Origin of the sequence: Aquimarina algicola, from assembly GCF_006443095.1 — a bacterium.
Lineage (GTDB): Bacteria > Bacteroidota > Bacteroidia > Flavobacteriales > Flavobacteriaceae > Aquimarina > Aquimarina algicola.
On record NZ_VFWZ01000003.1, the window covers coordinates 564,006 to 590,285 of the forward strand.

16 protein-coding genes are annotated in these 26,280 nt (G+C 32.1%); 9 read left to right on the forward strand and 7 right to left on the reverse strand.

Going from position 1 to position 26,280, the window contains the following annotated elements; all coding sequences use genetic code 11:
* Window positions 1–224: 224 nt before the first annotated feature.
* Window positions 225–509: an EF-hand domain-containing protein gene (locus FHK87_RS13255; RefSeq protein WP_226294230.1), complete on the forward strand. Its 285-nt coding sequence runs from the start codon at window positions 225–227 to the stop codon at window positions 507–509.
* 12 nt (window positions 510–521) lie between these two features.
* Here FHK87_RS13255 and FHK87_RS13260 read toward each other — a convergent pair whose 3' ends face one another.
* The 7 genes from FHK87_RS13260 to galE form a co-directional block, all read right to left on the reverse strand.
* Window positions 522–1,601, reverse strand: a complete 1,080-nt coding sequence (locus FHK87_RS13260; RefSeq protein WP_140593708.1) for a hypothetical protein — start codon at window positions 1,599–1,601, stop codon at window positions 522–524.
* A 53-nt stretch (window positions 1,602–1,654) separates the two neighbouring features.
* Window positions 1,655–3,586 (reverse strand): FAD-dependent oxidoreductase, encoded by a 1,932-nt coding sequence (locus tag FHK87_RS13265; protein WP_140593711.1) that lies wholly within the window; start codon window positions 3,584–3,586, stop codon window positions 1,655–1,657.
* A 126-nt stretch (window positions 3,587–3,712) separates the two neighbouring features.
* Entirely contained in the window at window positions 3,713–5,146 is a 1,434-nt protein-coding gene (locus tag FHK87_RS13270; protein ID WP_140593714.1) for a glycoside hydrolase family protein, read from the reverse strand.
* A 313-nt stretch (window positions 5,147–5,459) separates the two neighbouring features.
* A complete protein-coding gene (locus FHK87_RS13275) occupies window positions 5,460–6,977 on the reverse strand; it encodes a hypothetical protein (protein WP_140593716.1) in 1,518 nt (505 codons plus the stop codon).
* A gap of 113 nt (window positions 6,978–7,090) precedes the next feature.
* Window positions 7,091–8,632 carry a sulfatase gene (locus FHK87_RS13280; protein WP_140593719.1) on the reverse strand — a complete coding sequence of 514 codons (1,542 nt, stop codon included), beginning with the start codon at window positions 8,630–8,632 and terminating at the stop codon, window positions 7,091–7,093.
* 7 nt (window positions 8,633–8,639) lie between these two features.
* Complete coding sequence (locus tag FHK87_RS13285; RefSeq protein WP_140593721.1) at window positions 8,640–9,641, reverse strand: LacI family DNA-binding transcriptional regulator; 1,002 nt, start codon at window positions 9,639–9,641, stop codon at window positions 8,640–8,642.
* A gap of 6 nt (window positions 9,642–9,647) precedes the next feature.
* Window positions 9,648–10,679: a UDP-glucose 4-epimerase GalE gene (gene galE, locus FHK87_RS13290; RefSeq protein ID WP_140593964.1), complete on the reverse strand. Its 1,032-nt coding sequence runs from the start codon at window positions 10,677–10,679 to the stop codon at window positions 9,648–9,650.
* 104 nt (window positions 10,680–10,783) lie between these two features.
* Between galE and FHK87_RS13295 the strand changes: the two genes are divergently transcribed.
* The 8 genes from FHK87_RS13295 (at window position 10,784) to FHK87_RS13330 (ending at window position 26,179) form a co-directional block, all read left to right on the forward strand.
* Entirely contained in the window at window positions 10,784–11,782 is a 999-nt protein-coding gene (locus FHK87_RS13295; RefSeq protein WP_140593723.1) for a GntR family transcriptional regulator, read from the forward strand.
* 4 nt (window positions 11,783–11,786) lie between these two features.
* Window positions 11,787–12,725: an aldose 1-epimerase gene (locus FHK87_RS13300; protein ID WP_140593726.1), complete on the forward strand. Its 939-nt coding sequence runs from the start codon at window positions 11,787–11,789 to the stop codon at window positions 12,723–12,725.
* Window positions 12,713–14,575, forward strand: a complete 1,863-nt coding sequence (locus tag FHK87_RS13305) for a solute:sodium symporter family transporter (RefSeq protein ID WP_140593728.1) — start codon at window positions 12,713–12,715, stop codon at window positions 14,573–14,575. Before FHK87_RS13300 ends, FHK87_RS13305 begins: the two co-directional genes overlap by 13 nt.
* Window positions 14,575–15,720, forward strand: coding sequence for a galactokinase (gene galK / locus FHK87_RS13310; protein WP_140593730.1), 1,146 nt, complete (start codon window positions 14,575–14,577; stop codon window positions 15,718–15,720). Before FHK87_RS13305 ends, galK begins: the two co-directional genes overlap by 1 nt.
* Window positions 15,721–15,730: 10 nt before the next feature.
* Window positions 15,731–16,756: a UDP-glucose--hexose-1-phosphate uridylyltransferase gene (locus FHK87_RS13315; protein WP_140593732.1), complete on the forward strand. Its 1,026-nt coding sequence runs from the start codon at window positions 15,731–15,733 to the stop codon at window positions 16,754–16,756.
* A 214-nt stretch (window positions 16,757–16,970) separates the two neighbouring features.
* Complete coding sequence (locus FHK87_RS13320) at window positions 16,971–21,011, forward strand: hybrid sensor histidine kinase/response regulator transcription factor (RefSeq protein WP_226294231.1); 4,041 nt, start codon at window positions 16,971–16,973, stop codon at window positions 21,009–21,011.
* Window positions 21,012–21,388: 377 nt separating this feature from the next.
* Window positions 21,389–23,071 (forward strand): T9SS type A sorting domain-containing protein, encoded by a 1,683-nt coding sequence (locus FHK87_RS13325; protein ID WP_140593737.1) that lies wholly within the window; start codon window positions 21,389–21,391, stop codon window positions 23,069–23,071.
* A gap of 267 nt (window positions 23,072–23,338) precedes the next feature.
* A complete protein-coding gene (locus FHK87_RS13330) occupies window positions 23,339–26,179 on the forward strand; it encodes a PQQ-binding-like beta-propeller repeat protein (RefSeq protein WP_140593739.1) in 2,841 nt (946 codons plus the stop codon).
* Window positions 26,180–26,280: the final 101 nt, after the last annotated feature.

Genomic DNA, 26,280 nt, shown 5'->3' on the forward strand with positions numbered 1-26,280 from the left:
TAGAAAATGTAGCTGAAAGTAAATTTGTAACTAAAAAGATCATATATCAAAATTAATGTCGTCTTTGTCTACATGAAGCTTATGAATATAAATCAAGAATTTATTGCATACTCATAACTATTAGGACTAAATTTATTTTGAAATACAAAAAAATTACTATCAAAAACACATGAATTTTGTGGTTAAAATATATTTATGGCATCAAATATTTAATGAATCAAGTTATGAATTATTCAAAGATTATTTTAGCAACTATACTATTAACATCATTCTCACAATTACAGGCTCAGGATGTTGATCCAAAACAAAAAAAGAAATTTGAAAAGATTGATGCTAATAATGATAATGGTATTGATCTCGATGAATTATCTGCTTTTTATAAAGGAAAGAAGAAGAAAAACGGAAAAGATTTTGATGCTGCTAAAATGTTTGCCAAAAAAGATGCTGATAATAACGGTAAGTTAACATTACAAGAATTTGTAAATAAAGGAAAAAAGAAGAAAAGCTAAGTATTTTAATTTTTATAGTTGTTCTTTATACTTTTCAAAAAAACGATTTAGTATACTCTGCTGCTCATGATTTAGTTCTTGAGTTTTAAGAAACCAATATGCATTTCTAGCAATTAATAGGTCTCTTTCTAGTAAAGGCAAAAATGCATCAGTTATCTTTTTAGAATTTAAATTTCTTTGACTTCTCAATCGTAAAAAAAGAGCAATCTCTTGATAGGAAGACAGGTTTGGAAGATTTAAGCAAAACTCTTCGAAGTATGCTGTTGTGATTTCATGTTTTGTTTTCAATAATGAATTCAACATTGCTATTCTTATCTGTTTATTTCCTTTAAAAAACAAGGTTTTCACTATTGAAAAATAGTCTGAGGAGTTTGTTTTTTCAACATAATGCAAAGTCTTTAGTAATAGAGCGTTGTTTGAAATCACTTGAGTGATCAATGTTTCTCTCAATACATCATTATACAACATTATGCGTGTCATCTGTTCAATGGCAAATAGTTGCTGATCCGTTTTCTTTGATGTTAAATATCTTTCAAATTGCTTTGTCTGAAAAGAGTTACCTGTTAAATCTCTTATTTTGGACACAATATCTCCATGGGTCCAATGCCAAAGTGTATAGCAGGTCAAAGAAGCTCCATGTACTGTATCTTCTTCATCCATCTCTAATAAGGTTTCTCCCGCAACAGCATCTACGATATCATGAGATTTTACTGTTGTAAGTATTTCATCAATACGTACCGTTTTAAATGGAGAATTTATGTTTTTTAAAATTTGATGCGTTTTCTCATAGTCTTCTTTTGTATAAGGTTCTCCTTCATATTTTTCCAACGCCGCACCGTTAATCATTTTGTAACGTTGATACTCCCCCATTACATTCCAAAATATACGAACAGGAACTATTTTACATAGATTTTCGTAGCAAATCACTGATTCTACATCCATATAATATTCGACCGGAAACTTATCATTCTCGTCTCTGATTTCTGTTAGAATAACGGTTTCTACGTTGTTTTCACCTTTTCCGGGATGCTTTATTTCGAATGTATGCTCTATTTTATTCTGAAATACAAACAACTCTGTAATTCTAGTCAACGGATGATAGAACAAAATGAAAAACAGGCATATGTATTTTATTTTTAAAAGCATTAATAGCAGCGAATTTCAAAAACCTTAATATTTGGATCACCATACGTATCTTTTAGCTTTACACGTACCGCAGTTGTTTTTACTTCGTTAAAATTAACTTTAACCAAACGCGTTAAGTTCTCTTCGACCTTACCCACTTCTTGCCATTGACCAGCTATTCTTACTTCTACCGAAAAGTTTTTTACCAACTCAGGGGGTACACCAATTACTTGTCCTTTATTCTTTGCAGGGTTTTTGTGCATCATCATTTTGCGTTGTAGATTGGTATCAAATTTTAATTCTACACTAGTAAGGCTTTGTTTATTCTTCCATTCTAATTGAAGTTCGGCATTCAACCCGTTGGATTGCCAATGATTTATTTTATCAACCTCTGCTCGACCAACACCATTAATAAGATTTTTGACGTCTCCTGATAGTGTAGAAGAACCAAAAATAACACTTACAGCCCTTGCTTTGTCTAGTTGATCATTTGCCGGTCGATTGGGTAAATACGAATCATCTCTCAACAACTGTTCTTGCAATTCGTTGATATACTTTTGCCCTACTTGTCTAGGTGTTGCTCCATACTTTAAACAAAATGCAGAGGCTGTTCCTACTGCTTGCCCCATCAATGCACATGTAGCAATTATACGAGAAGATGATAGCGCCATATGCGAGACACTTGCGTTTCTACCTGCCATCATCAAATTATCGATATTCTTAGAGTATAGGCATCGAAACGGAATCTCATATACTTGTTTGAAACGAGAATGAAAATAACTGGCTGGTTCTGTTAAATTTTCAATTCCACCAGGGCAGTGCTCATCTAGTGACCAACCTCCATAGGCTACGGTATCCTCAAAATGACGATACTCTTCCATATCTGGTTGCGTTAAAATATAATCTCCCATAAAACGTCGAGACTCTCTTCTTCCGGGCACAGATCCAATCCAATCTAACGCAATATTTTCTGCCTCAGGAAACTCTCCAGAATTCTTAATATGATCCCAAACACCATAAAAATTGGCTAATAGTTTATGTTTAATCTCTTCTCGCTCACCGATAATATCTGTATTGCTTCCTATCTCTACCCACCAAAAACCCTCTTTTATTTGTTTGATCTTGCGATGTTTATCTTTAAAAGCAGTTGCTGCATCAAAAGGAATTGCATAACGTGGTGGTTTAAATTTAATTGGCCTCCCAACATCTTTGGTAATCATCATTATACAGTCTCCCATCACCCAATTATCAGGTTGATCCGGCGCATACGATTCATTAAATTCTGCTTTACCTTCTCTACCAATTCTATATTCTGCACCGCTCATTTTTGCCAATAAACCATCTCCTGAAGCATCTATAAATATTGAGGCATTGATTGTAAATTCGGTTTCTGTTGTTGTTTGTCTACAAATCGCAGATTTTATTTTATTATCATTCATCACAACATCAAAAGCCTGTATATTTAACATCAGGGTCAAATTGTCCTGACGTTTTACAAAATCGTACAACACATGATCCCAAACCGGGTAGGATTCTTGCTCATTATAATACCAATTTTCAATAAGTATTTCTTCTAGAATACCTGTTTCGCGTTCAACAACATGCTTATTTTTCAAGCTTTGAACACCATTTACAGTTACTCGTATCTCACTAGATGCGTTCCCTCCTAAAACAGGCCTATCTTGTATTAAAACTGTTTTATTTCCTAATCTTGCAGAAGAAACTGCTGCACATATTCCTGCCATTCCTCCTCCTATAACCACAACCTCAAAATCTAATGTTTTTTTTCTGGCTAGTTTACCCGCTTTACCCTTAAACTCTTCATCAGCCCAAAAAGGATCAGAATCACGTTCTATATCATCTGTTTTTGCAGTAAGATTACCTACTACAGGTAATAAACTTACCCCTAAAACACTTTTTACCCCCTGTTTAAAAAAATTTCTTCTTTTCATTTACGTAATACTTGTTATACAAATTCAAGTTAAAAGAAAGTCCTTATACAAATGTGTTTATTGATATAGAATAAATTATAGATCAAACCTCTTCAAACTCATTACTAAATTTATTTTACGAATTTATTATTGACAATAATTACTATTGGCATCTTCATCATAAATTGTATTATTTATGCTATCGAAACAATCCAAAAAACCTTTAGCACTTATTGTTCCTGTAAACTCTACATTAAACTTACCATCACCTTCATTATTTCCTGCATATCTTTTGTCTGTTAGCCCTTTCATTTTAGGTATAATATCATTTTCATGATCAATAGAAGTATATGATATTGGAGCTATTGATGGGGTTTTATAACGAATAACAGGTTTTGTAGGAGATTTTATCCCTCCGTTTGGACTTTTTTTAAATTCATTAAAATCTTTTAATCTAATCGATTCTGGGTAAAATTTCCAATCTTTAGCTTTAATCTGAGCAGTGTTACTTTTATAAATTGCGGTTACATTGGTAACTTTTACAGATTGAAATATACCTTTCTTATATTTTGAAGGATTAGAGTTTGCAGAAAAATTATTTGGATCACGAATTTCTCTATCTATAAATCCTCCTTCAGCTTTAACAGCAAAACCGCATCCTGTTGCAGTTACATCTCTTACTTCGACATCTCCGTGTATTCTTCCATGGGGGGATAACATAAGTGCCACTTTCCCATCAGTGCAATTAATATTTTGTGCTTGAATCCCTTTTATTACAGCAATATCTGTATCGATCAAAGTACCAATATAAGTAGCTCCTGCTCCAGATTCAAACCTTAAAGTAACCCCGCCTACTCCGTATAAATCCTTAAAAGACACATCTACAGCACATTGAACCTGTATTAAACCATAACCATAAGCTGCTCCTGTAATACAACCGTTAATAATGTCTCCTTTTTTTGCAACAGCAACAGCTCTTCTGTTGTTTACATTTGGATCTGTATTACCCGGATCCTTTTTACTAAAAGGACCGGTTATCAAGGGAACGATATTCACAGCAGAGTGAGTAGTATAATTATCTAAAACTTTAAAATCAGAAATATGAAAGTTTTCCACTCTTTCTATTGAGAATGCTCTAATACGTACTTTGGGTCCGTAACTGGTATAATCGATAGTATAATATCTGTCATCATCGTATGCAGGTTTACTTGTATCACAATTGGAGCAATATATTTTGATATTCTCTAACTTAGGATCTTTAATTTTTCTTGTTCTTAAATTAAAAAGTACATTGTTACCGGGTGCTACTGTGATATAAGCATCTTTATCAATATCAATATGTACATTAGAAGCCAGATTAATCTGCCCAAGAGTATAGTTTCCTGCAGGAATACTAATTTTTATGCCTTTTGGTCCTGCATTATTGATGAGTTTTTGTAGTTGTGATGTAGATTTGACATTAGCATCAGGCAATGAAACTACCGTAGAAGGAGTAGAACCATCAAACCTAGCAACAGGAAATTGAGCCGATGAAAATACATAACATAGCAAAAAAAAGCATAGGAGATTTCTTTTTATCATATCTCTAAAAAGTTAATGGGTTCAAAAAGTAAACTGATTCGGCATTTTCCATTTATAACTATGGTTTAAATGCTCGTTTACATTAATATTTTGTGCAAAATAGAGTCAATTAATTATACAAGTGTCCTTTTACATTCAATTCATGTATTCCTCAATAATTTTTTTATTTAGACTATTGTATCATCTGTAGTTTTAATTTAATATTTCAAAAAAAGAGCTAAATGGTAAGAGTACTCCTTATTAATATTTGTAATATTCATAAAAGCTGGAAATATATTTAGACCTATTGAAACTATAAATACTTGTTTTGGTATTATTTTTTCTTGGTCTTTTTCTTATTCTTTTTTCCTCCAATCACTGTTGAGAAATCAGATGATTCATCACAAGCAAAACTCTCTTTTAAGGAGATTTTTTTTATATCTTTTCCAAATCCATTACCAATAATAGTGGATTCATCTAAGTTAATTCGATACCCTCCCTCTCCTATTTTTTTGGCTGCCGATGCGTAGTGTAATGGAAAGAGAGAAGGTCCTCTGTGTGATTCAAAATCTAGGCCTTTTGTAATACTTAAACCAACATTTTTTTCATATTTACCTCTATCTACTCTTAAATCGCAAGGTATATATCTAAAATTTTTGGACTTCACCTGGGCATACTGACCAAAGTCAGCAATTACATCACTAACAACGGAGTTACTTGCAAAAGATCCTGGTACAATACCAAATTTTGAAACTTCCAGACCAGCATTTTCTTCTCTCTTAAAATTATTAATAAAGCCTCCGCTTATTCCACCTCCTGCTTCACAGCTTTTAGTTCTGATTTTAGATAGAAAGACACTTCCTTGTTTTATGGTATGTGGTGACATCATAAATCCTCCATGTCCATTTTCACAATAGATATTAGTCCCATAAACTTGGTTTATTTTAGGTTGTTTATCTATAGTTAGTGGCAATCCAACTCCATCAACAGTATAAATAGGTTCAGAACCAACAGGCCTAAAAAGTTGTGCTATGTTTAATCCGGACTCTAGTCTTAGTGTAACACCACCTGTACCGCTTAAATCTCTATAAACAATATTGTTCCCTGCCTGCATTTGCACAAGTCCATAACCGTAAGCTCCATTCTCATTATGCATTTTTTCAATAATACCTTTACTAGGCACTCCAAACACTTCAGTAATTAAGCTAGATCGAGAATTTTTCTTATTCTTTTTGATTTTCTTTTTACCATTCTTTTTAGTCTTCTCTATTTCTGGCCCTGCAAATACATTTACAGTACTAAATTCTCCGGATAAAACAACTGATGCTCCTTTTGTATAAGCATCTATAATTTTAATATTAGAAAGCTTAAAGTTGGTAGCATATCCTATTCTGATAAAACCTTTCTTTGGGTTTGAAGTTTCTGTATTGCCATATTTAAAATGTACTGTAAACTGCTTTCCCGTATCCGAATGTAATCCTATAATACTAAAGTTAGAAATGGGTCTCCCGGTTGTTTTGCTTCCTGCTGTAAAGATATCACCATCATTATCCATGTAGAAATTAACACTAGGCTCTACATGTATGTGTACATTGCTTTTTAGTAGTACTCCTTTTTTAAAATTATAGTTACCATTTTTAATGGTGATAATACCACCACCTTTATTATGAACTTCGTCAATAGCAGATGTCAGCTTTGCATCAATAAATTTTTCATTACTAGACGTTATAGTTACATTATGATTTCCATAAATTGGGCTAAAGTAGAATTCATCAGCTTTTTGAGTTTGCCCAAATGAATTGAAAGCGACTATCAGTAAAAAAAAGATTGAGAATTTCTTGATGTATTTCATGAGGTATATTTTATTAAACTAAATTATTAGACTAATTAATTTTAAAACGAGGTTCATCCTTATCTCGTTCTAATATTTTTTACTTAGACTATTCTATAATCAATAGGTTTAATTTAGTATTCTAAAATAGAGTTAGGTGGCAAGGGCACTGCATTTGTTTTGCGCCATGTGACTAATTCTGTCAGCAGTTCTTTAGTGATTTCTGGTTTTTCTTCTGCAAGGTTAGTGCTTTCTACAGTGTCATTTTTTAGATCATATAATTCAAGCTTTCCATCTGCCAGGAATTGAATGAGTTTAAAATTATTTTTTCTGATTACCGAACAGGTTCCATGTTTGTTTTTACTTGCAATATGCCAAAATAATGACCTTGTTGCTAGTGATTTATCATCTTCTTTAAAGAGTGTTGTTATTGAACGGCCATCTAATGTATTATTATTTGTTTTAATATTGGCAAGGTCCATAAAAGTAGGAAAGATATCTAGCGCAGTTACGGCTACATCACTTCTTCTAGGTTTTATTTTTTCCGGCCAATTGACAAGCATTGGTACTTTTATACCTCCTTCATAAATTTGACCTTTTGAACCTCTTAAAAGATCATTTCGGCTTTGCCCGCTATTACTTCCATTATCTGAAGTAAAAATAAGTATCGTATTTTCTCGTAATCCATTATTATCTAAATACTTCAACAGTTTCTTCATATTATCATCAACAGACTCTACCATTGTGGCATAGCCGGCATAAATCTGTTTTCTTTTTTCATTAGATGCTATACCTTGTCCTGTAACAGAATCTACAGGTTTTGTCATATATTTTTGCAATAGCTCTTCACTTCTCGCTTTAATTGGTCTATGTACTGCATAGTAATGTAGATTAATTAAAAACGGTTCATCTTTATTAGCATCTATAAAATCTATTGCTTCATCAGTAAGTCTATCGGTAAGCCAGTTATCATCTGGCTTTGGATCTATAAACGGGTTACTGAATGGTGCCCAGTACCCACCTGTTTTACTTTTATACCCACCTTCTTCTAGTGCAGGGTCACCTCTAAATGTTCCTCCTACGTTTTTAATAAACCCTCTTCCTTCGGGGTAAAACTGTTTAACTTCTGGAGTTTTATGATTATTCACCCAAGTAAAATCTCCAGGTTGAGGTTGTGTCAACTTTTGTTGAATCGGAAATTGCATTGCAAGTTCTTGATTAGGATATGGTCCGACAATATGCCATTTTCCGACATGAACAGAACGATAACCAGCTTTTTGTAAAGGTTCTGCGTAAATAGGATGTTTTTTTTCTACAGTCCATCGTGAGAAAATATTTTCTTCGGCTGATCCTTTTTCTAATACCGGAACCGTATACACCCCTGTTCTAAAAGATTGTTTTCCTGTAAAAATAGCAGCTCTAGAAGGCGAACATGTTGGATACATATATGCATTATCAAGCACTAAGCTCTCTTTTGACAATTTATCTAAAGTTGGTGTTTCAAAATACTTAGAACCATTAAACCCTACATCACCATAACCTAAATCATCTACCAATACAAAAATAATGTTCGGATTTTTAGACTTTTTTTGATCTGGTGGAGTATCATTTTTACAGGATTGTATAATACTAATAATCAAAAAACTGAGTATTATTTTTAATAGAGATTTTTTCATTACAAAACTAATTTAAGTTTACAGAAACCGTTTTTGTACAGTATTCACTATTTTCAACATTTTTTATTCTCTGTAGCATTAGCTTTGCTGCTTGAGTACCGATTTCTTCGGCATTTTGATCAACAATTATCAAAGAAGGGTTGTTATTTGCCTGATACTGATTGCAAAACCCTGCTATGGTTATTTGTTTACTATGATCGTTAGACTTTAATTGGTCGGTACAGCTTATTGCTTGTAAGACTGCTTGCTCATTAACTCCAAAAATTGCATCGATGGTTGGGTCTTTTTGTAAAGTTTCATTAAGCTTATGTTTTAGCTCATCAACAGTATTTGCTACGAGAACTTTACCGATAACATTCGATTGATGCGCTTCTATTGCATTTTTAAACCCTTCTGCTCTTAATTTTCCATGTTGCATTTTATCTATTAGCGATGCCATAACAATATTCTTACACTTTTTATGCGTTATGATATGTTTGGTTGTATTAAAAGCTGCCTTATAGTCATTGATTATTACTTTATCACAGTTTATTTTCTCACAAATTCTATCAAACAAAACTACTGGTGTACCTTGATCAATAAGCCCGTTAATATGGCTATATGTATTAGTGAGTTCGGTTTCTTGTGTCACACACACAATTAACCCATCGACATATCCGCCTGCCATTTTGGTCATTACTTTTGCTTCTTTGTCTATAGATTCGTTTGAAATAGATGTGATTAACTTATAACCACTGTTATCTAGATAATTTTCTATACCCAATAGAACTTTTGCGTAAAAAGGATTGAGAATATTTGGAATAATAAGGCCTATAGTATTTGTATATCCCTTGCGAAAGCTAGCAGCAAAGTTATTAGGCACATAATTACACATTTTTGCAAAATCACGAACTCGCTGTTTTGTTTTTATGCTTATTTCCGAACTTCCGGAAAGTGATTTGGATACTGTAGAGATAGACAAATTTAATGCCTTAGACATTTCTGACAATGTTGTTCTTGATTGTATCATAATACCTTAATTTGTATTGTTTCTTAGATTTTTCTCCCAGTTCCAAGAAGAACTTATCATATCGTTGAGTTCTTTTTCTGCAACCCATCCTAACTTTTCTTTGGCTAAATCTGTTGAAGCATAAAGCTGCGGAACATCACCATCTCTTCTATCTGTTATTTCATAATTTAATTTCAAATTTGTAACAGACTCAAATGAATGAATTACATCTAAAACAGAATACCCTACTCCTGTACCAAGATTAAAAAACTCCAGAGGTTGTTCATGCTTTTTATTAAGTAAACGTTGTAAGGCAATAACGTGCGCTTTTGCCAAATCTACAACATGAATATAGTCTCTAATTGGTGTACCGTCTTTGGTTGGGTAATCATTACCAAAAACTTTTAGTTTCTCTCTAACTCCTGCTGCAGTTTGGGTAATGTAGGGCATTAAATTATTAGGAATTCCATTTGGTAATTCGCCAATATCGCCAGAATCATGAGCTCCAATCGGATTAAAATACCTTAATGAAATAGCACTAAAATCATGCTTTGCTTGTGTAAAATCTTGTAAAATTTCTTCAGCAACTTTTTTAGTATTTCCATATGGTGAAAATGGACGTTGAGTCTTATTATCTTCTGTAATAGGTAAGGTATCTGGAGTACCATATACGGTGGCAGAAGAAGAAAAAATAAAGTTGTTTATCTCATATTTACTTTGCGCTTCTAAAGTGTTTAATAAAGAATAAAAATTATTCTTATAGTACAGTAATGGTTTTTGAACAGATTCTCCAACTGCTTTGTGAGCCGCAAAATGGATAACTCCAACTGCATCTTTATGATCGGCAAATACTTTTAATGTAGCTGCAGCATCTTTTAAATCTACTTTGATAAATGTAGGAGTTGTTCCTGTGATCTTACCAATTCTTATAATTGTCTCTTCTGTAGCATTTGACAAATCATCTAATATGACAACTTCAAAATTATTATCTATCAATTCAATTGCTGTGTGTGATCCAATATAACCACATCCTCCGGTAACTATAATTTTGTTTTTCATCATAGCGTTTTTGTATTTAAAAGGGCAATTTATATTTTTAAATACAAAAAAACTACTAGTACCTACCAGTTTGTTTATTTAAGATTTTATTCTACTTTTGTCATATGGGAATTGTAAAAATTAAAGATAAATCCGGAATACCAAAGTATAAACAGATCGTAACTTCTATAGAAGAAGCTATCGTGAATGGTGCTCTTAAAAAAGGTGATAAACTTCCTTCGTTGAATAGTATTAAAAACCAGCATTCACTATCAAGAGACACTGTTCTTACTGCATTCAATGAACTAAAAACCAGAGGAATTGTTCACTCTGTAGTGGGTAAAGGTTATTATGTTACGAGTGAAGATATTGAGGTAAATCAGAAGATATTTTTATTATTTGATGAGTTTAATTCCTTTAAAGAAGATCTTTATAATTCTTTTAAAACTGGTCTGGGAGACAATGTGCAAGTAGATATTTTTTTTCATCATTTTAATTATGATGTGTTTAATAAGCTGATAAATGATAATGTTGGAGACTATAGTTATTATGTGATCATGCCGGCAAACTTAAAAGACACTAAACAAGTCATTGAAAGACTCCCAAATGATAAAGTGTATATTCTAGATCAAACTAACAAAGAATTATTAGACTACCCATCTGTATATCAAAACTTTAAAAAAGACATCTATCAAGGGCTTCAAAATGGTTTTGAACTCGTAAAAAAGTATGAAAAGATTGTTTTATTATATCCTGAAACTCGCCAACCAAAAGGAATTCTAGAAGGTTTTAGTCTTTTCTGTTCTCATAACAATATTGAGAATGAAGTGATAGAAACATTAACCGATCAAAAGTTATCACCGGGAGAATTATATATCATTTTGGACGATAAAAACTTAATTCGAATTATAAAACGAATCAAAGAAAAGCAATTTATCATTTCTAAAGATATTGGTATCATCTCTTATAATGACACTTTATTAAAAGAAATTGTTGAAGATGGTATTACTACCATATCAACAGATTTTAATCTGATGGGGAAACGATTGGCGCAAATGATCTTAACAAACGAGTTTGCTCAAGTTGAAAACCCGAACAACCTAATTATTAGAAAATCACTATAAAGGTTTGTACACACTAATCGAAAAGAAAATACAAGAATTAAATTATATAGAACTGATAAGTTCTGATAAAACATCAAAGGCTACTTTTTGCCTTAATCAAGGTGGCAGGCTTAGTAGTTTCATATTTGAAAATATTTCAATTCTTGCAGACTTTCAATCATTAAGCTATACAAATAACTATGCATCATGTGTATTATTCCCATTTGCAAATAGAATCAAAAATGGTAAATACAGTTTTAATGGTATTGATTACACTTTAAAGTGTAACGAAACTGATAAAAACAATGCATTACATGGATTAGTATACAATAAACCATTTGACTGTTTACATACAAAAACGACTTCTAACTATGCTTCTATCACCTTAGGTTATACGAGTGAAGGAGATGAGGGTTTTCCATTCAAATTTAGTATTGAATTAACGTATACCTTATCTAAAAGAGGTATCAGTTTATTTGTAAGAGTCAAAAACCTTGATCAAAAACCGTTTCCATTTACAATAGGATGGCATCCCTATTTTAAGAGTGCAGATTTAAACAAAAGTGTCCTTCAATTCAAAAGTAATTCTAAATACCTTTTTGATAAGCAACAAATTATCTCAGATATTACAGATGTAGCTACAAATATGCCTTTTCAGCTCAACGAAGTAAAATTAGATGATGGATATCCTCTTGAAACAAATAAAATTGAGTTTTTTACACCTGAATATCATTTAACATTTACCTCAACATCAAAAGAAAATTTTTTACAGTTATATACTCCGAATCAACCTAATGTAATTGCTATAGAACCTATGACCGGTGCAACAGATAGTTTTAATAACAAAATGGGCTTACAAATATTACCCCCCAGCAGTATCTATAAAGTTGAATGGGCAATAACTATAAAAAACCAAATAACACAAACAACAACTAAAACCATTAATACATCATGCAATTTTTAGCATTTATTGGGTTCACAGCGCTTGTGGCCATTATATCATATATCAAAACCAGAAAAACAGAAGAAGGAACTTCTGATGGGTATTTCTTGGGAGGAAGAAGTTTAACTGGCATTGTTATAGCGGGATCATTATTATTAACTAATTTATCTACAGAACAAATAGTAGGTCTAAACGGCCAAGCTTATGAACAAGGACTATTAGTAATGGCTTGGGAAACTCTCGCGGCTATTACAATGGTTATCATCGCTATATTTTTACTCCCCAGATATCTAAAAGGCGGGATCGCTACTATTCCACAATTTTTAGAAAACAGATATGATAAAACCACAAAAGCAATAGTTTCGGGATTATTTTTATCAGGATATGTAACAATTTTTTTACCTGTAGTACTCTATACCGGAGCTTCAGCTATAAACACAATGTTTGATATTGCCGGTATACTAGAAATTTCTGAAGGTTCAGCATTATGGTTAACAGTAACATCCATTGGAATCATCGGTTCTATTTATGCTGTTTTTGGAGGGTTAAAAGCCGTTGCAATATCAGACACAATAAACGCTATCGGTTTAATCATCGGAGGACTAATGATTCCCTATTATGGATTAACATACATTGGTGATGGAGACATGATACTTGGTTTAAATACATTAATGACGACTCATCCCGATAAATTTGATTCTACAGGTGCTGAAGATTCTTATGTACCATTATCTACTCTATTTACCGGTATGCTATTGGTCAATCTCTTCTATTGGGGGACAAACCAAGCGATTATACAGCGTGCTTTGGGAGCCAAAAACCTTGCAGAAGGACAAAAAGGGCTTGTTTATGCGGCTTTTTTAAAAATTCTGGGGCCGTTACTTTTAGTTTTACCAGGCATTATCGCTTTTCATATTTTTAGTGGTAATCTCGAAAAACCTGATCTAGCCTATGCATCATTAGTTTCAAAAGTATTACCCAAACCATTAGTAGGATTTTTTGCTGCTGTGCTATTTGGAGCCATTTTAAGTTCTTTTAACTCTGCATTGAATAGTTGTGTTACCCTATTTGGTATTGATATCTATCAGGAATATATCAATAAAAGTGCTTCAGAAAAACAAATTGTAAAAGCCGGAAAATCTTTTGGCGTATTTTTGGCAATCTTATCAATACTTGTAGCCCCGTTTATCGCCAATGCCGGCAGTGTTTTTGCTTATTTACAAGAAATTAATGGTACGTACTCGATTCCTATTTTAACGATCGTAGTTGTAGGGTATACTACAAAGTTTGTTCCTGCAAAAGCTGCAAAAATAGGCTTGATTTCTGGTGTGCTTTTGTATAGTATTAGTCAATTCATTTTACAACCTTATTTTGTGGATAAAAACTTAAGTGTAGAATCCCCTAAGATTACAAACGAACTAGTGATTCTGGAACAAGAACTTTCTAAAGAACAAGGGACTCATACAGAATACAAAGACGTTTTAAAAGCTATTAACGAGTATAAGATCGATACTGAACATAATAAAAAAGCGGTAGATCAACTCTTTGAGTCATTTGACAATTTAAATACAAAATTTAAAGAAAAAGAAGTCTCTCTAGGTGCAAATATAAAAGAGCATATAAAAAAGGTGAAAGGAGTTGTCGAAAGTATCACAAAATTATCCTATCCACATTTCCTTCATATCATGGCTATATTATTTGTAATCAATACAATTATTATGTTAGTCATAGGAAAAGTTTTACCTAGAAAAGAAGCATATACACTACAGTATTCAAAAGAAGTTGATATAACACCTTGGAAATTACTGAAGCCAATGGCAGTTTTAGTGTGTGTGATAGTCGTTGGTATTTATATTTATTTTGCGAAATAATGGATAAAAAGTTAATCAAAGAAGTAAAGGCTAGTTTTGAAAATCAATTCAAAACCAAACCATTAATAGTGTTTTCACCAGGAAGAATCAATCTTATTGGAGAACACACAGATTATAATGATGGTTTTGCTTTTCCGGCTGCAATAGACAAAGGGATTGTCGTTGCTATAAGCAAAAGTGACTCTGAGAAAAGTAGCGTATATGCGTTTAATAAAAAGGAAGCTTATGAGTTTGATACTAAAACCGTTGAGCAACTTACAGATGGAGCGTGGAGAAACTATATTTTGGGAGTTATTTCAGAAGTACAAAAACTTGGAAAGCAGGTTCCTAATTTTTATGCTGTTTTTGCTGGTAATATCCCCGGTGGGGCAGGCATGTCTTCTTCTGCTGCTTTAGAAAATGGTTTTGTATTTGGGCTAAATGAATTATTTGATCTCGGACTGTCTAAAAATGAAATGATTTTAATATCACAAAAAGCTGAACATAATTTTGTAGGTGTAAAATGTGGTATTATGGATCAGTATGCAAGTATGTTTGGTGTAAAAAACAGTGCTCTTTTTTTAGATTGTAGAACTGTAGAATCAAAGCCTTACAAAATAGACTTCAAATCATATAAATTGATGCTTATTAATAGTAATGTAAAACATGATTTATCAGAAAGTGCATACAATGACAGACGCGAAGTCTGCGAAAAAGTATCTAATTTATTACAGGTTAAAGCCCTACGTGATGCTTCAAAAGAAGATCTTAACCGGATTAAAGAACAAATATCAAAAGAAGAGTATCAAAAAGCACTTTTTATTATAAATGAAAATCTTCGTGTTCAACAATTTTCTGAGAATATACAGAAAGAAGATCTTGCCAGTTTAGGAGATTTACTATATCAATCGCATGAAGGTTTGAGTAAAAATTATAATGTAAGTTGTCCTGAGTTAGATTTTTTGGTAGACAGTACAAAAGAGAATCCTCATATTCTTGGTGCCAGAATGATGGGAGGCGGTTTTGGTGGTTGCACAATAAATCTGATTTTAGAGAGTGAATACAAAACATTTAAAGAAGAAATTTCTAAAAAATTTAAAGAAAAATTTAATAAAGACTGCTCAGTTTACAGTGTTACATTATCACACGGCACACAACTAGTTTAATATATTACAGATGGATACAAATTTGCAAGATTATTCACATAAACGTTTTAATATTCTCACAGGAGAATGGGTTTTGGTTTCTCCACATAGATCAAAACGTCCATGGCAAGGGCAAAATGAAACGATTTCTAATGAGATACGCCCCACATACGATCCAAATTGTTACTTATGTCCAGGCAATACAAGAATTAATGGTGAAAAGAATCCGGACTATAAAGATGTTTTTGTTTTCACAAATGATTTTGCCGCATTACAGGTAGATTCACCTAATTTCTCGTTCAATGATGGATTACTTAGAGCCGAAAGCGAGCAAGGGATTTGTAAAGTAATCTGCTTTAGTCCCGATCATTCGAGAAGTTTAGCAGATATGAAAGTTGATGACATAAACAAGGTAGTTCGAGTATGGCAAAAAGAATATATTTCTTTGGGTTCGAATGATATGATCAATTATGTTCAAATTTTTGAAAACAAAGGAGCCGTTATGGGGTGTAGCAATCCGCATCCGCATGGTCAAATATGGAGTCAATCCTCACTTCCTAATGAAGTAGAAAAAAAAGATAAACAACAAGAAAACTATTATAGTCAAAACAATAGTAGTTTACTAGGTGATTATCTTAAACAAGAAGTAGAGCTTAATGAACGGATTATTTATCAAAATGATCATTTTGTAGTATTAACTCCGTTTTGGGCAATATGGCCTTTTGAAACTATGATTATTCCCAAAAAGCATTATACTGATATTGCTCAAATTTCTGAACAAGAAAGTTTAGCTTTTGCAGACTCGATATCAAAAATTACTAAAGCTTATGATAAACTATTTCAAACTTCTTTTCCTTATTCAAGTGGAATTCATCAAGCTCCGACCAATAATAAACAAAACGATCACTGGCATTGGCATATGAGTTTTTACCCTCCATTACTTAGAAGCGCTACTGTAAAGAAGTTTATGGTTGGTTATGAAATGTTTGGCTCACCACAACGTGATATTACCGCAGAACAAGCGGTAGAAAGAATTAAAGAAAATCTTGAAGTTTAAGATTTTTACTGATTTGATTTTTAATAATAAGTACCTTTGTAACAAACTTTATTAATTTATAGAAATGAAGATATTAGTTCAGTCATAACAGTGTCATCATAAAACAATTTACATTGAAATAATGTTAAGGATACCTTCATTTATTATTTTTCTGTTTTTATTATGTTTTACAACTTCAAATGCTCAGCAAAATCAACTTAAATATGTAAAAAAGTTGAGTATCAAAGATGGTGTAGCGCATAATGGTGTGACATCAATATTCGAAGATTCAAGAGGTTTTATTTGGTTTGGAACTTATGAAGGAATCAATAAATATGACGGGTATGAACTAAAAACAAATAAAAATACTATTGATGTCAAAAGTTTAACGAGTAATCGTGTTCGATCTCTTAATGAAGATAAATTAGGAAATATATGGATCGGAACAGACGAAGGTGTTACTATTTATAATCATCAAAAAGAAAAATTCACTAAACTTACTTCTGACGAATTAGTCTCTAAGCAATTCAATCAGGCAATTATTAGAGATATCATTATTAATGATCAAGATAATCTCATCATATGTGTTACACAAAGTAAAGGTTTATTTGTTTTTAGTCAGAGTGACTATACTTTAAAAGGTCATTACTACCCAGATGAGTTTAATAATACTTTGATTAATTTTTTTGAATCATTACAAATCAATCAGTTTACTTATGTAATCACTACATCTAGTGGTTTATTGAAATTCAATATCCAATCCGGGAAATTTCACCAAGTTTTAAAAGATGAAATTCAATTTTGCAAATCCATAACTCGATTAAGCGACACTTCTTTACTAATTACACTTTTAAATGGTGTGGCGATTCTTAATATACAAGAAACTAATACTTCTTCTTCATTTGATATCGCACGCAAAGATTTAGAATCATATTCGTTTAACAGTTCTTTACTTGACAGTGAAAATAACCTTTGGTTAGGCACTTTAAATAGAGGCATTATTTTTATAGAAAATGCTTCAAATTTTAAGACTGACAATGGCTTTGAATCAAAGAAGTTTAATGATGATTTACCGGTATTAAGGTCAAGTAATATTGTACAAACTTCAAATGGCAACTGTTGGTATGCAACATTTAATGAAGGTTTATACCGTTTTGATGTAAAAGAAAAGCCTTTTCACAATAGTACATTTAAAACAAATTTTAAAAACGATTTAGGATCAAATAATGTAACTCATATCGCAAATTATGATGAAAACAGAGTTCTTTTGACTTCCTCCCTTGGAGGGTTAAAAATGTTTAACATAAAAGAGAGAGCATTCGAGACGCTTCCGTTTCAAATTCCTAAAAAATTGATCTCAAAAATCTATGCAGTCTATGTAGATTCAAAACAAAATGTATGGTTTAGAATCATGGGAGAAAATAAACTGATGTATATCCCCTATGGACAAAAATCACCAAAAAATATTGAAAATATAAAAATTGATCTTAACGACAATATTTTATTACGTTCTTTTGACCAAGATAAGTTTGGTAATATATGGATATCTTCTAGTTCTGATGTTTTTAAAATTATTTTGGACAAAACAGGAGAAGTCAAATCTGTAGAATCGTTAACATCTCATCCTTTATTCAAAAATGACCAATTATTCGCATCAAGAAAAGTTCTCGTAGACCCTTTGCATGATATTGTATGGATTGGAACTCAATCAAACGGTTTACTAAGAATCGATAACAAAAAAAATACGGCACTCTCAGATACCAACATCAAACAGTTCACTCACAACAAATCGAATACTAAATCACTCTCTAGTAATTTTGTAACATCAATTGTAAGATTACCTAATGATGACTTATGGATTGGTACCGAAGGAGGAGGAATTTGCAAAGTACTAAATCCGAATACTGACCCGACTTTTATCTCTTTTACAGAAAAAAACGGATTATCAAACAATGTAGTAAAAAACATCTTATATGATGATAACCATAACCTTTGGATCTCCACAAATATTGGTTTAAATTCTTTTAATACGCAAAAAAAAGAATTTAGAAAATTTAGTTCTTCTGATGGGCTAGCTTTTGAGGATTTTTGGTATGCTTCTAGCAAGCTCAAAAATAAAACATTGCTATTCTCGGGTTTAGATGGTTTTATCTATTTTAATCCAAATGATATTCCAACAAGAGAAAAGTTACCCAAAATTCAGTTTGAAAACTTCAAGGTTTTCAACAAAAATATTAAACCTGGTGACACCATCAATGGAAGAATCTTATTAGAGAAAACAATTTCTGAAGTTGATAATATCACTCTAAAACATAATGAGAATGTTTTTTCTGTTGATTTTACAAGTTTGCATTATCTCAATCCAAAAAATCACAGTATAAAATATAGATTACTACCTTTTAATGAACAATGGATTGAAGTACCTTCTAATCAAAAAACAATTTCATACAGTGGTCTTCAGCCCGGTCAATATAGATTAAGTGTACTGGCATCTAATTCGCTTAATAAATGGACAACACCCAAGACACTTATTATTGAGATTACTCCTTCGATTTGGAATACTAAACTAGCCTACGCTTTATATGTTCTATTAGCTATTCTGATTATTTGTATTGCGATACAGGTCATTTTAAAAATTCAAAAATTAAATCACAAAGTAGAAATTGAACAACTTAATAAGGACAAAGTTGAAGAGGTAAATGAAGCTAAACTTCGTTTTTTTGCAAATATCTCACACGAGATTAAAACACCACTTACACTAATCTCTAGGCCTATTGATGTACTCTCACAAAGATTTAGAGGTAATACCGAGATTAGTGATAATTTAAACCTCGTTAAACGTCAATCTAATAAGATACAACAACTAATAGAACAAGTACAAGACTTTAGAAAAGCTGATGCTAATGTATTAAAAATGAACTATTCAAGATTTAGTTTTAATTCTTTTATTCAAGAGCTCGTATTAGATTTTAAGTTTCTGGCTGATAATGATCAAAAAAAGTTGACCATAACAGAAAATAATGCCAATATTATTGTCTCTGCAGACAAAGATAAATTAGAAAAAATATTTAATAATTTACTCAATAATGCTTTCAAATACACTAGTACAAGTGATGCTATTACGGTAGAATATAAGCAAGATGGTGACAAAGACTTACTAGTTTCTATATCAGATACAGGTAGAGGTATCGATAGTGTAGATATCAATCATATTTTTGAACGCTTTTATCAATCCAAAAAACAAGACAATACTCATATTAGCGGCTCCGGTATTGGTCTAGCTTTTTCAAAACGACTCGTCGAGATGCATTATGGCTTTATTAGTGCAGAGAGTGAACTTGGCAAAGGCACCGTTATTACAGTACGTTTACCAATCGTAAAAAAACACTTGCCAACAGACACACTTGAAGAAATCACTTTACCTACAGAAAAAGAAGTTCCTATCAGCTCTAAAATCATTCAAGAGAACACCTCTTCAAATATCATTATTTCGGGAGAATTTTCTCAATCGGTTATTTTCTATGCAGAAGATAATCTCGAAATGAGAGATTTTGTCTCCAATATTTTATCCAAGTATTTTAAGGTTACCTCTTTTCGCAATGGCAAAGAGTGTATCGAAGCTATGGAAAACGAATGGCCGGATATCGTAATCAGTGATGTACAAATGCCCGAAATGAATGGATTAGACTTATGTATAAAAATAAAATCTGATTTGAAAACAAGTCATATACCGGTAATATTATTAACTGCGCTCACAAATATTGAAGATCATGTACAAGGTATTCGAGATGGAGCAGATGCTTACATAAAAAAACCATTTCATGTTCAACATTTGATTACAAATATCGAAGCATTGCTTACGGTTCGTAAGCAATTACGTGAACGTTATCAAATAGGGATTCCACTAACAAAAGAAAACAATAAGAATAATAAAAATGATAATGCTTTTCTTGAAAAATTGTATAGCTTAATTGAAGAAAATTTAGATAATCAAAGCTTTGATTTAAATAATTTAGCAAGAGAACTATATCTGAACAGAACACATTTTTATCAAAAAGTAAAAGTACTTACAAATCAAACTCCTTTTGAACTTTTAAAAATGTATCGTCTCAAGAAAGCGGCAGAATTATTAGCTCAAAAAGGATTGTCGGTTAACGAAGTATTTATGATGACAGGATTCAAAAGTCGTACTCATTTTGCTAAAGTATTCAAAGAAAAATACAATATCTCTCCTGGAAAATATGCAACAGAATCTAAGAAAAAATACTCTACTTAATTCTAATTTATCTCTTAATTAGATCTTTTTTACTCTCTAGAATTGTTGTTTTTAACAAAAAGGAACTTTTCATAGCATTTTTACCCGTAACAAGTAGGGTATTTAACCTCACCTACATATAAAGCCATTAGTCAATATCTTCTTTTAAGTTCTTGATCTATAAACAAATTAAAAAAAACGATCACATTTATAAAATTCCAAATCACGCTTATCAGCAGGTTTTCTATACTCTCCCAAATATCGAACAATTTTATTTACACAAAAAGACATTCTCTGAACCCAGAGAAACATTAGGTTTTTTGAAAATAATTGACTTTGTAACCGTAATTACCAACGATTACATAAAATAATTTTTAACGACTCAAAAAACCTAAAACATGTTATCCAAAAAAACCCTATTTGGAGCTTTGTTAGCTCTATTTTTTGTGCACACAACATTTGCACAATTTCCCAAAACCAGATTTACAGGAAGTGTATCAAATCGAGAAGAAACTTTATTAAAAAAACCTAACAAAACTGATTCTGAAGAACTCACTAGACTTATCGATGTCGTAAATGGTTTCAACAATGGTGGAACCATTAAAATACCTGCAGGAAATTATTCTCTTGGCAATATAAAATTAAAATCTAATGTTCATATTGCAATTGATAAAGACGCCATTATTACTTTAGAAGATGGTGAGAAATTAGTTTTCAAAATTGGAAGCAGAGAAAATCAAGCTCCTATCAAAAATGTAAAGATTTATTGTGACAATTGTAATACTTCATTAGCAATGGGCGAAGATAATAGGTATTACAATTTTGATTTCTCAAGCAAAAGCCCAGGATCAGATGCTAGAGCATTTACAATTGAAAAAGCAGAAAATTTTCACATTTCAGATTTCAAAGTAACAGACAATGGAACAAAGTTTTCAGTTATGAACCTTATCCCTCTGATTACGGGTAAATTTGATCCTAAAAAACCAGAAGATAGTGAAAGAAGAGCTAAAGCAGTACCCAAAAAAGGAGATATTATTAATGGTTATACGACAGGTGCAGACTACGGATATGGTTTGATACAGGTACAAGCTGCAATAAATGTAAGTTTCAAAGATTTATACAGTGGCGGTGGTGTTACATTACGACTAGAATCGGGAGCCGGATCTACTTATATCGGCACTAAATTAGACACAGACATTGCTGTGATGAAAGGTATTGAAGCCTATAATATACACGGAGCAAACGGGAAAGGATCTCTTATGTTAAGCCCTCATGGAAGAATCCATGGCAGTGTTAAAGCAAGAAAAATTAGATCTAAAGGTTCTGCTTATGCCGTAGAAGTTTCACCAGGTTTTATTGATAGAGAAGTAAAACGAAATGATCAAAATGTTGCCCCGAATAGATTCAAAAAAGGGGTTTTTGTTGGAGCAGATATTAGAGATGTAATCGCTACATCTTTAGATAATACTGCCCAAATCAAGAGCAAAGACTGGAAATATTACCCTACCTCAATAAGATTAAAAAATTATGATGCTTTCTTAGCAGGACCCAATAGTGGCGAAGCAGCAGTTACAGGATCAGGAGTGAGAGTTAATGTTCCTTCGGTTATTCCTTTTGGGTACTTCGCAATAGATGAAAAAAACGAGGTTGTGCCAGATGTTACAGGACCTAACGATTCTAGATATAATGGAAGAAAAGAAGGGGATGGTAAATATAATATTACTCTAAGAAATGTTTCTTCAGAGGATTTCTTCTCGTGCTTTGATGATCCTAATATCGATAACATTATCTATAATGGTGATGCAAAAACTGACTATTGTGACTCTCCATCAACATCGATTAGTGTTAATCAAAATAATAGCTTTGTTGTATACCCGAGCCCTGCCAAAGATATACTATATGTCAATGCTAAAAAGAATAGTACCATAGAAATTTATGACATAAACGGCACATTATATACCTCTAAAACCAGTGACAAAAAAGACACAACTATGGATATTGGTAATTTACGCAAAGGAATGTATCTCGTAAAAATCATTAATAAAAACGACGTTTTTAATAAAAAAATTATAGTAGAATAGTTATAGTTGCATATTAAACCAAGAAAGGGATTATTTAACATATTAAATAATCCCTTTTATTTTTTAGGATACTCCTTACAGTATAAGATTATCAATAAATACTTTGACAATATCTAAAAGTAATTATCTAACAATAGACTTTTTATATCTCTAGCCTTTATAAACATCTAAAATATTGACAACAACAATACATTTATCTCAAAATACATCTAATTGCAAATTAAATCTCATTTTTGATTAGCTTCTATTCATGAAACCTATCCTATTATGATAAAAACATATAAATATCCAGTTTTACATATTTTGTGCTTAATATTTCTAAGTTTGTTGATTATCAGTTCTTCTGCAAATGCTCAAGCAAACAAAAATCTCTCAAAAGGTGTAAATAGCATTAACACCGATTATACAATAACTAAGGTAAGAACTGCCCATAATAAGAATCAAAATTATATCATTGCGACGAGCTACGAAGGTACCATTCTTGCTGTAACCTATACAGGTGATATTATCTGGAAAAATTCACTATCAGGTTTTATGAACCATGATATTTGGGTAGAAGATATTACAAATGATGGAATAGATGAAATCTTAACTGCAAATGCAGACGGAAGCATCTATTGTTTGAATCATAAAGGCAAGTTATTATGGAAATTCAAACAAAATAATGCGCCTATGTATGCAGTAACTGCTATTAAAAGCAATGAACAGGCGTATGTAGTTTGTGGGGGATATGATACAAGTTTATACTACATATCAAATACAGGTACATTAATTAGTGAAATCCCCTCAAAAACATATTCTATAGAAAAGCCTACAAGTAGAAGAAAAGATAAAAAGCTACCCCCAAAAGGATTACATATTACCAATTTTATCAGACCTGCAAAATCGGCTAATGGAAAAGAGTTTTTGGTCGTTAATGGCGTTCAGAACAGTATGAGTGGTAGCGGTTCTATATACTTTTTTAATCCTCTAGAAAAACAACCTTTTAAGGCTATAAAAATAAAGGCAAGAGGTCCTTATGGAGATATGAAAATAGTAGACATGAACTCAGATGGAAATAGTGAAATATTACTTGGACGTGTCGGTGGAAAAGCAAAAGGAACAGGTTTTACTATTCTCAAAACATTGACAGGTGAACAAAGTTTTTTTGATTTAAAAAAGATAAAAAATACATCATTAAATAGAGGGATGTACAGAGTAACACAAGCTGAAGTTATTAATAACAATAAAAAATCGGCATATGCAGTACTCTTAGGAAGCAATATTATAATCTCAGACATTGACAAGGATCAAACTGAAGTTATTGCAACCAAATATTCTTTTAATGACATGCATAAGGACCCTAATGCCAATAAAATGATTTTAGGAAGTGCTCAAAGTGGTGGTAGCGCTATACATATCATAAATTTTGACAATCCCCTTTGGAAAAAAGAGTTCGAAGCATTAAATCCAATAGGAAAAATACAATCAATCCTAACCAATACCCATAAAATAAGAGAAGATCTAAAAGAGTTTAAAAAACCTACATATCAAAAAGAATCTGCCAAAGTATATTTCATGACCGAAAGTCGAAAAAACCGTTATGCAGCAAATGCTATTTCTAGTATTGAACAAGAATATGATAATCCGATTTTTTTGAATGGGGGTAATTTTGCAAGTGAAAAATGGGATCGTTCAACTATGCCTAGTGAAATTTATAAAAACAAACGAGACAGACGTAAAAAATACACCCTTACTCAAGATGAAGTCCTAGAAGAAATAACCAAAAGGCATAAAATGTCTAATGGTAAGGGGATTTCATATTGGGGAGGACATGGTAATGACCCTTATATGTACCAGCCTTCTACAACAAAAAAAGGATTGGACATTGCTAATGGAAATAAAACGGTTTTGGTATATCCAGAAATCGAAGATCACTCAAATGAATTCGAATTTGTGATGAATGACCTGATATTACCTCTTGCAGATTATGCAAAAACAAGAAATGGTAATATCTATTTACGTAACAAGCACTTATTTTGGCAATCAAGTGTTTATATGGATAAATGGAAACCATTAGTATCTGGTAAATACGCAAATGTATTTGTTCCTGCGATGGAAGAAACAACAGATAAGTCTATGGAGTTAAGCTTCACTTCTAGGTTAGGACTTTGGGCAAGTGGAGCTGTTGATAGTTGGGGAGCTCGCTGTGCCAGAGACAATGCAAGTTTTGATCGTTTGCGCCAACATTCAAATCAAACGTTGCCTAATCATTTTTTAAGGACTATGGTTTATAGTATTGCAAGTGGTGCACAATACATTAATAATTTTTCTGTAGATCAAAAATATATGAGTTTACTTTGGAACTTAATAGCTCAAGGTGCTTTGTATGTTCCAAAACGCTCAGAAATACTTAGCTTTTCACCGATTCATATTAGCATCGCAAATCCCAACGATCAGTACCTAAACGAAGCTAGCAATGTAAAATGGTTAACATTTTATGATAAGAATAAAAACGAAGATTCTTTTGTTTTTGGAAGACTAAATGGCACATGGCCCGGAGCACCACTAACAGAATGGGATTTTTCTAGATATGCCGCCGGAGCAAAAGAGCGAAGGTTAAATTTTATCCCTAAGTACAATTATGGGATGGTTTTAATTACTCCACCTCAAAAAGGTGTTTTTGCAGATCAAAATGCAGTTAGAAAACCTTTAGCCAAAAACTTACACCCTTGGTACAAAAACATATGGAAAGAATATTATTCTGATGGCAAAAATTACTTCTCTGCTAATGGTAAAACAACTTATACTCCCGAAGAATATTATAAAATAATTAAAAAAGATATAGAGGATTCTGCCTCTTTACTCCCCATTACAGTTTCGGGTAATGTAGGATGGGTTGTTACGCAAATCTCACCTAAGCATCTTCGCCTAACAATTGTAGAAAATGGATATATCAATCCAAAAAAAGCTAAAGCGTCTATCAAGGTTAATAATATTAGCATAAAAAGTATCAAAGATATTTTAAGTAACGAAGAGTTTACAATTCATAACAACTCGATAACAGATATCGATATCCCATTAGGTAGCTTTCGCTTTTTGGACATCGAACTAAACAAAGAATTATAAGCCTCCGTATTGATAGATACATTTTATGTATTAATACATACAAGTTTTGAGCAGTATATAGGTTAATTTACGATTAATTTCCTGTACGAGTTAAAAAAGAA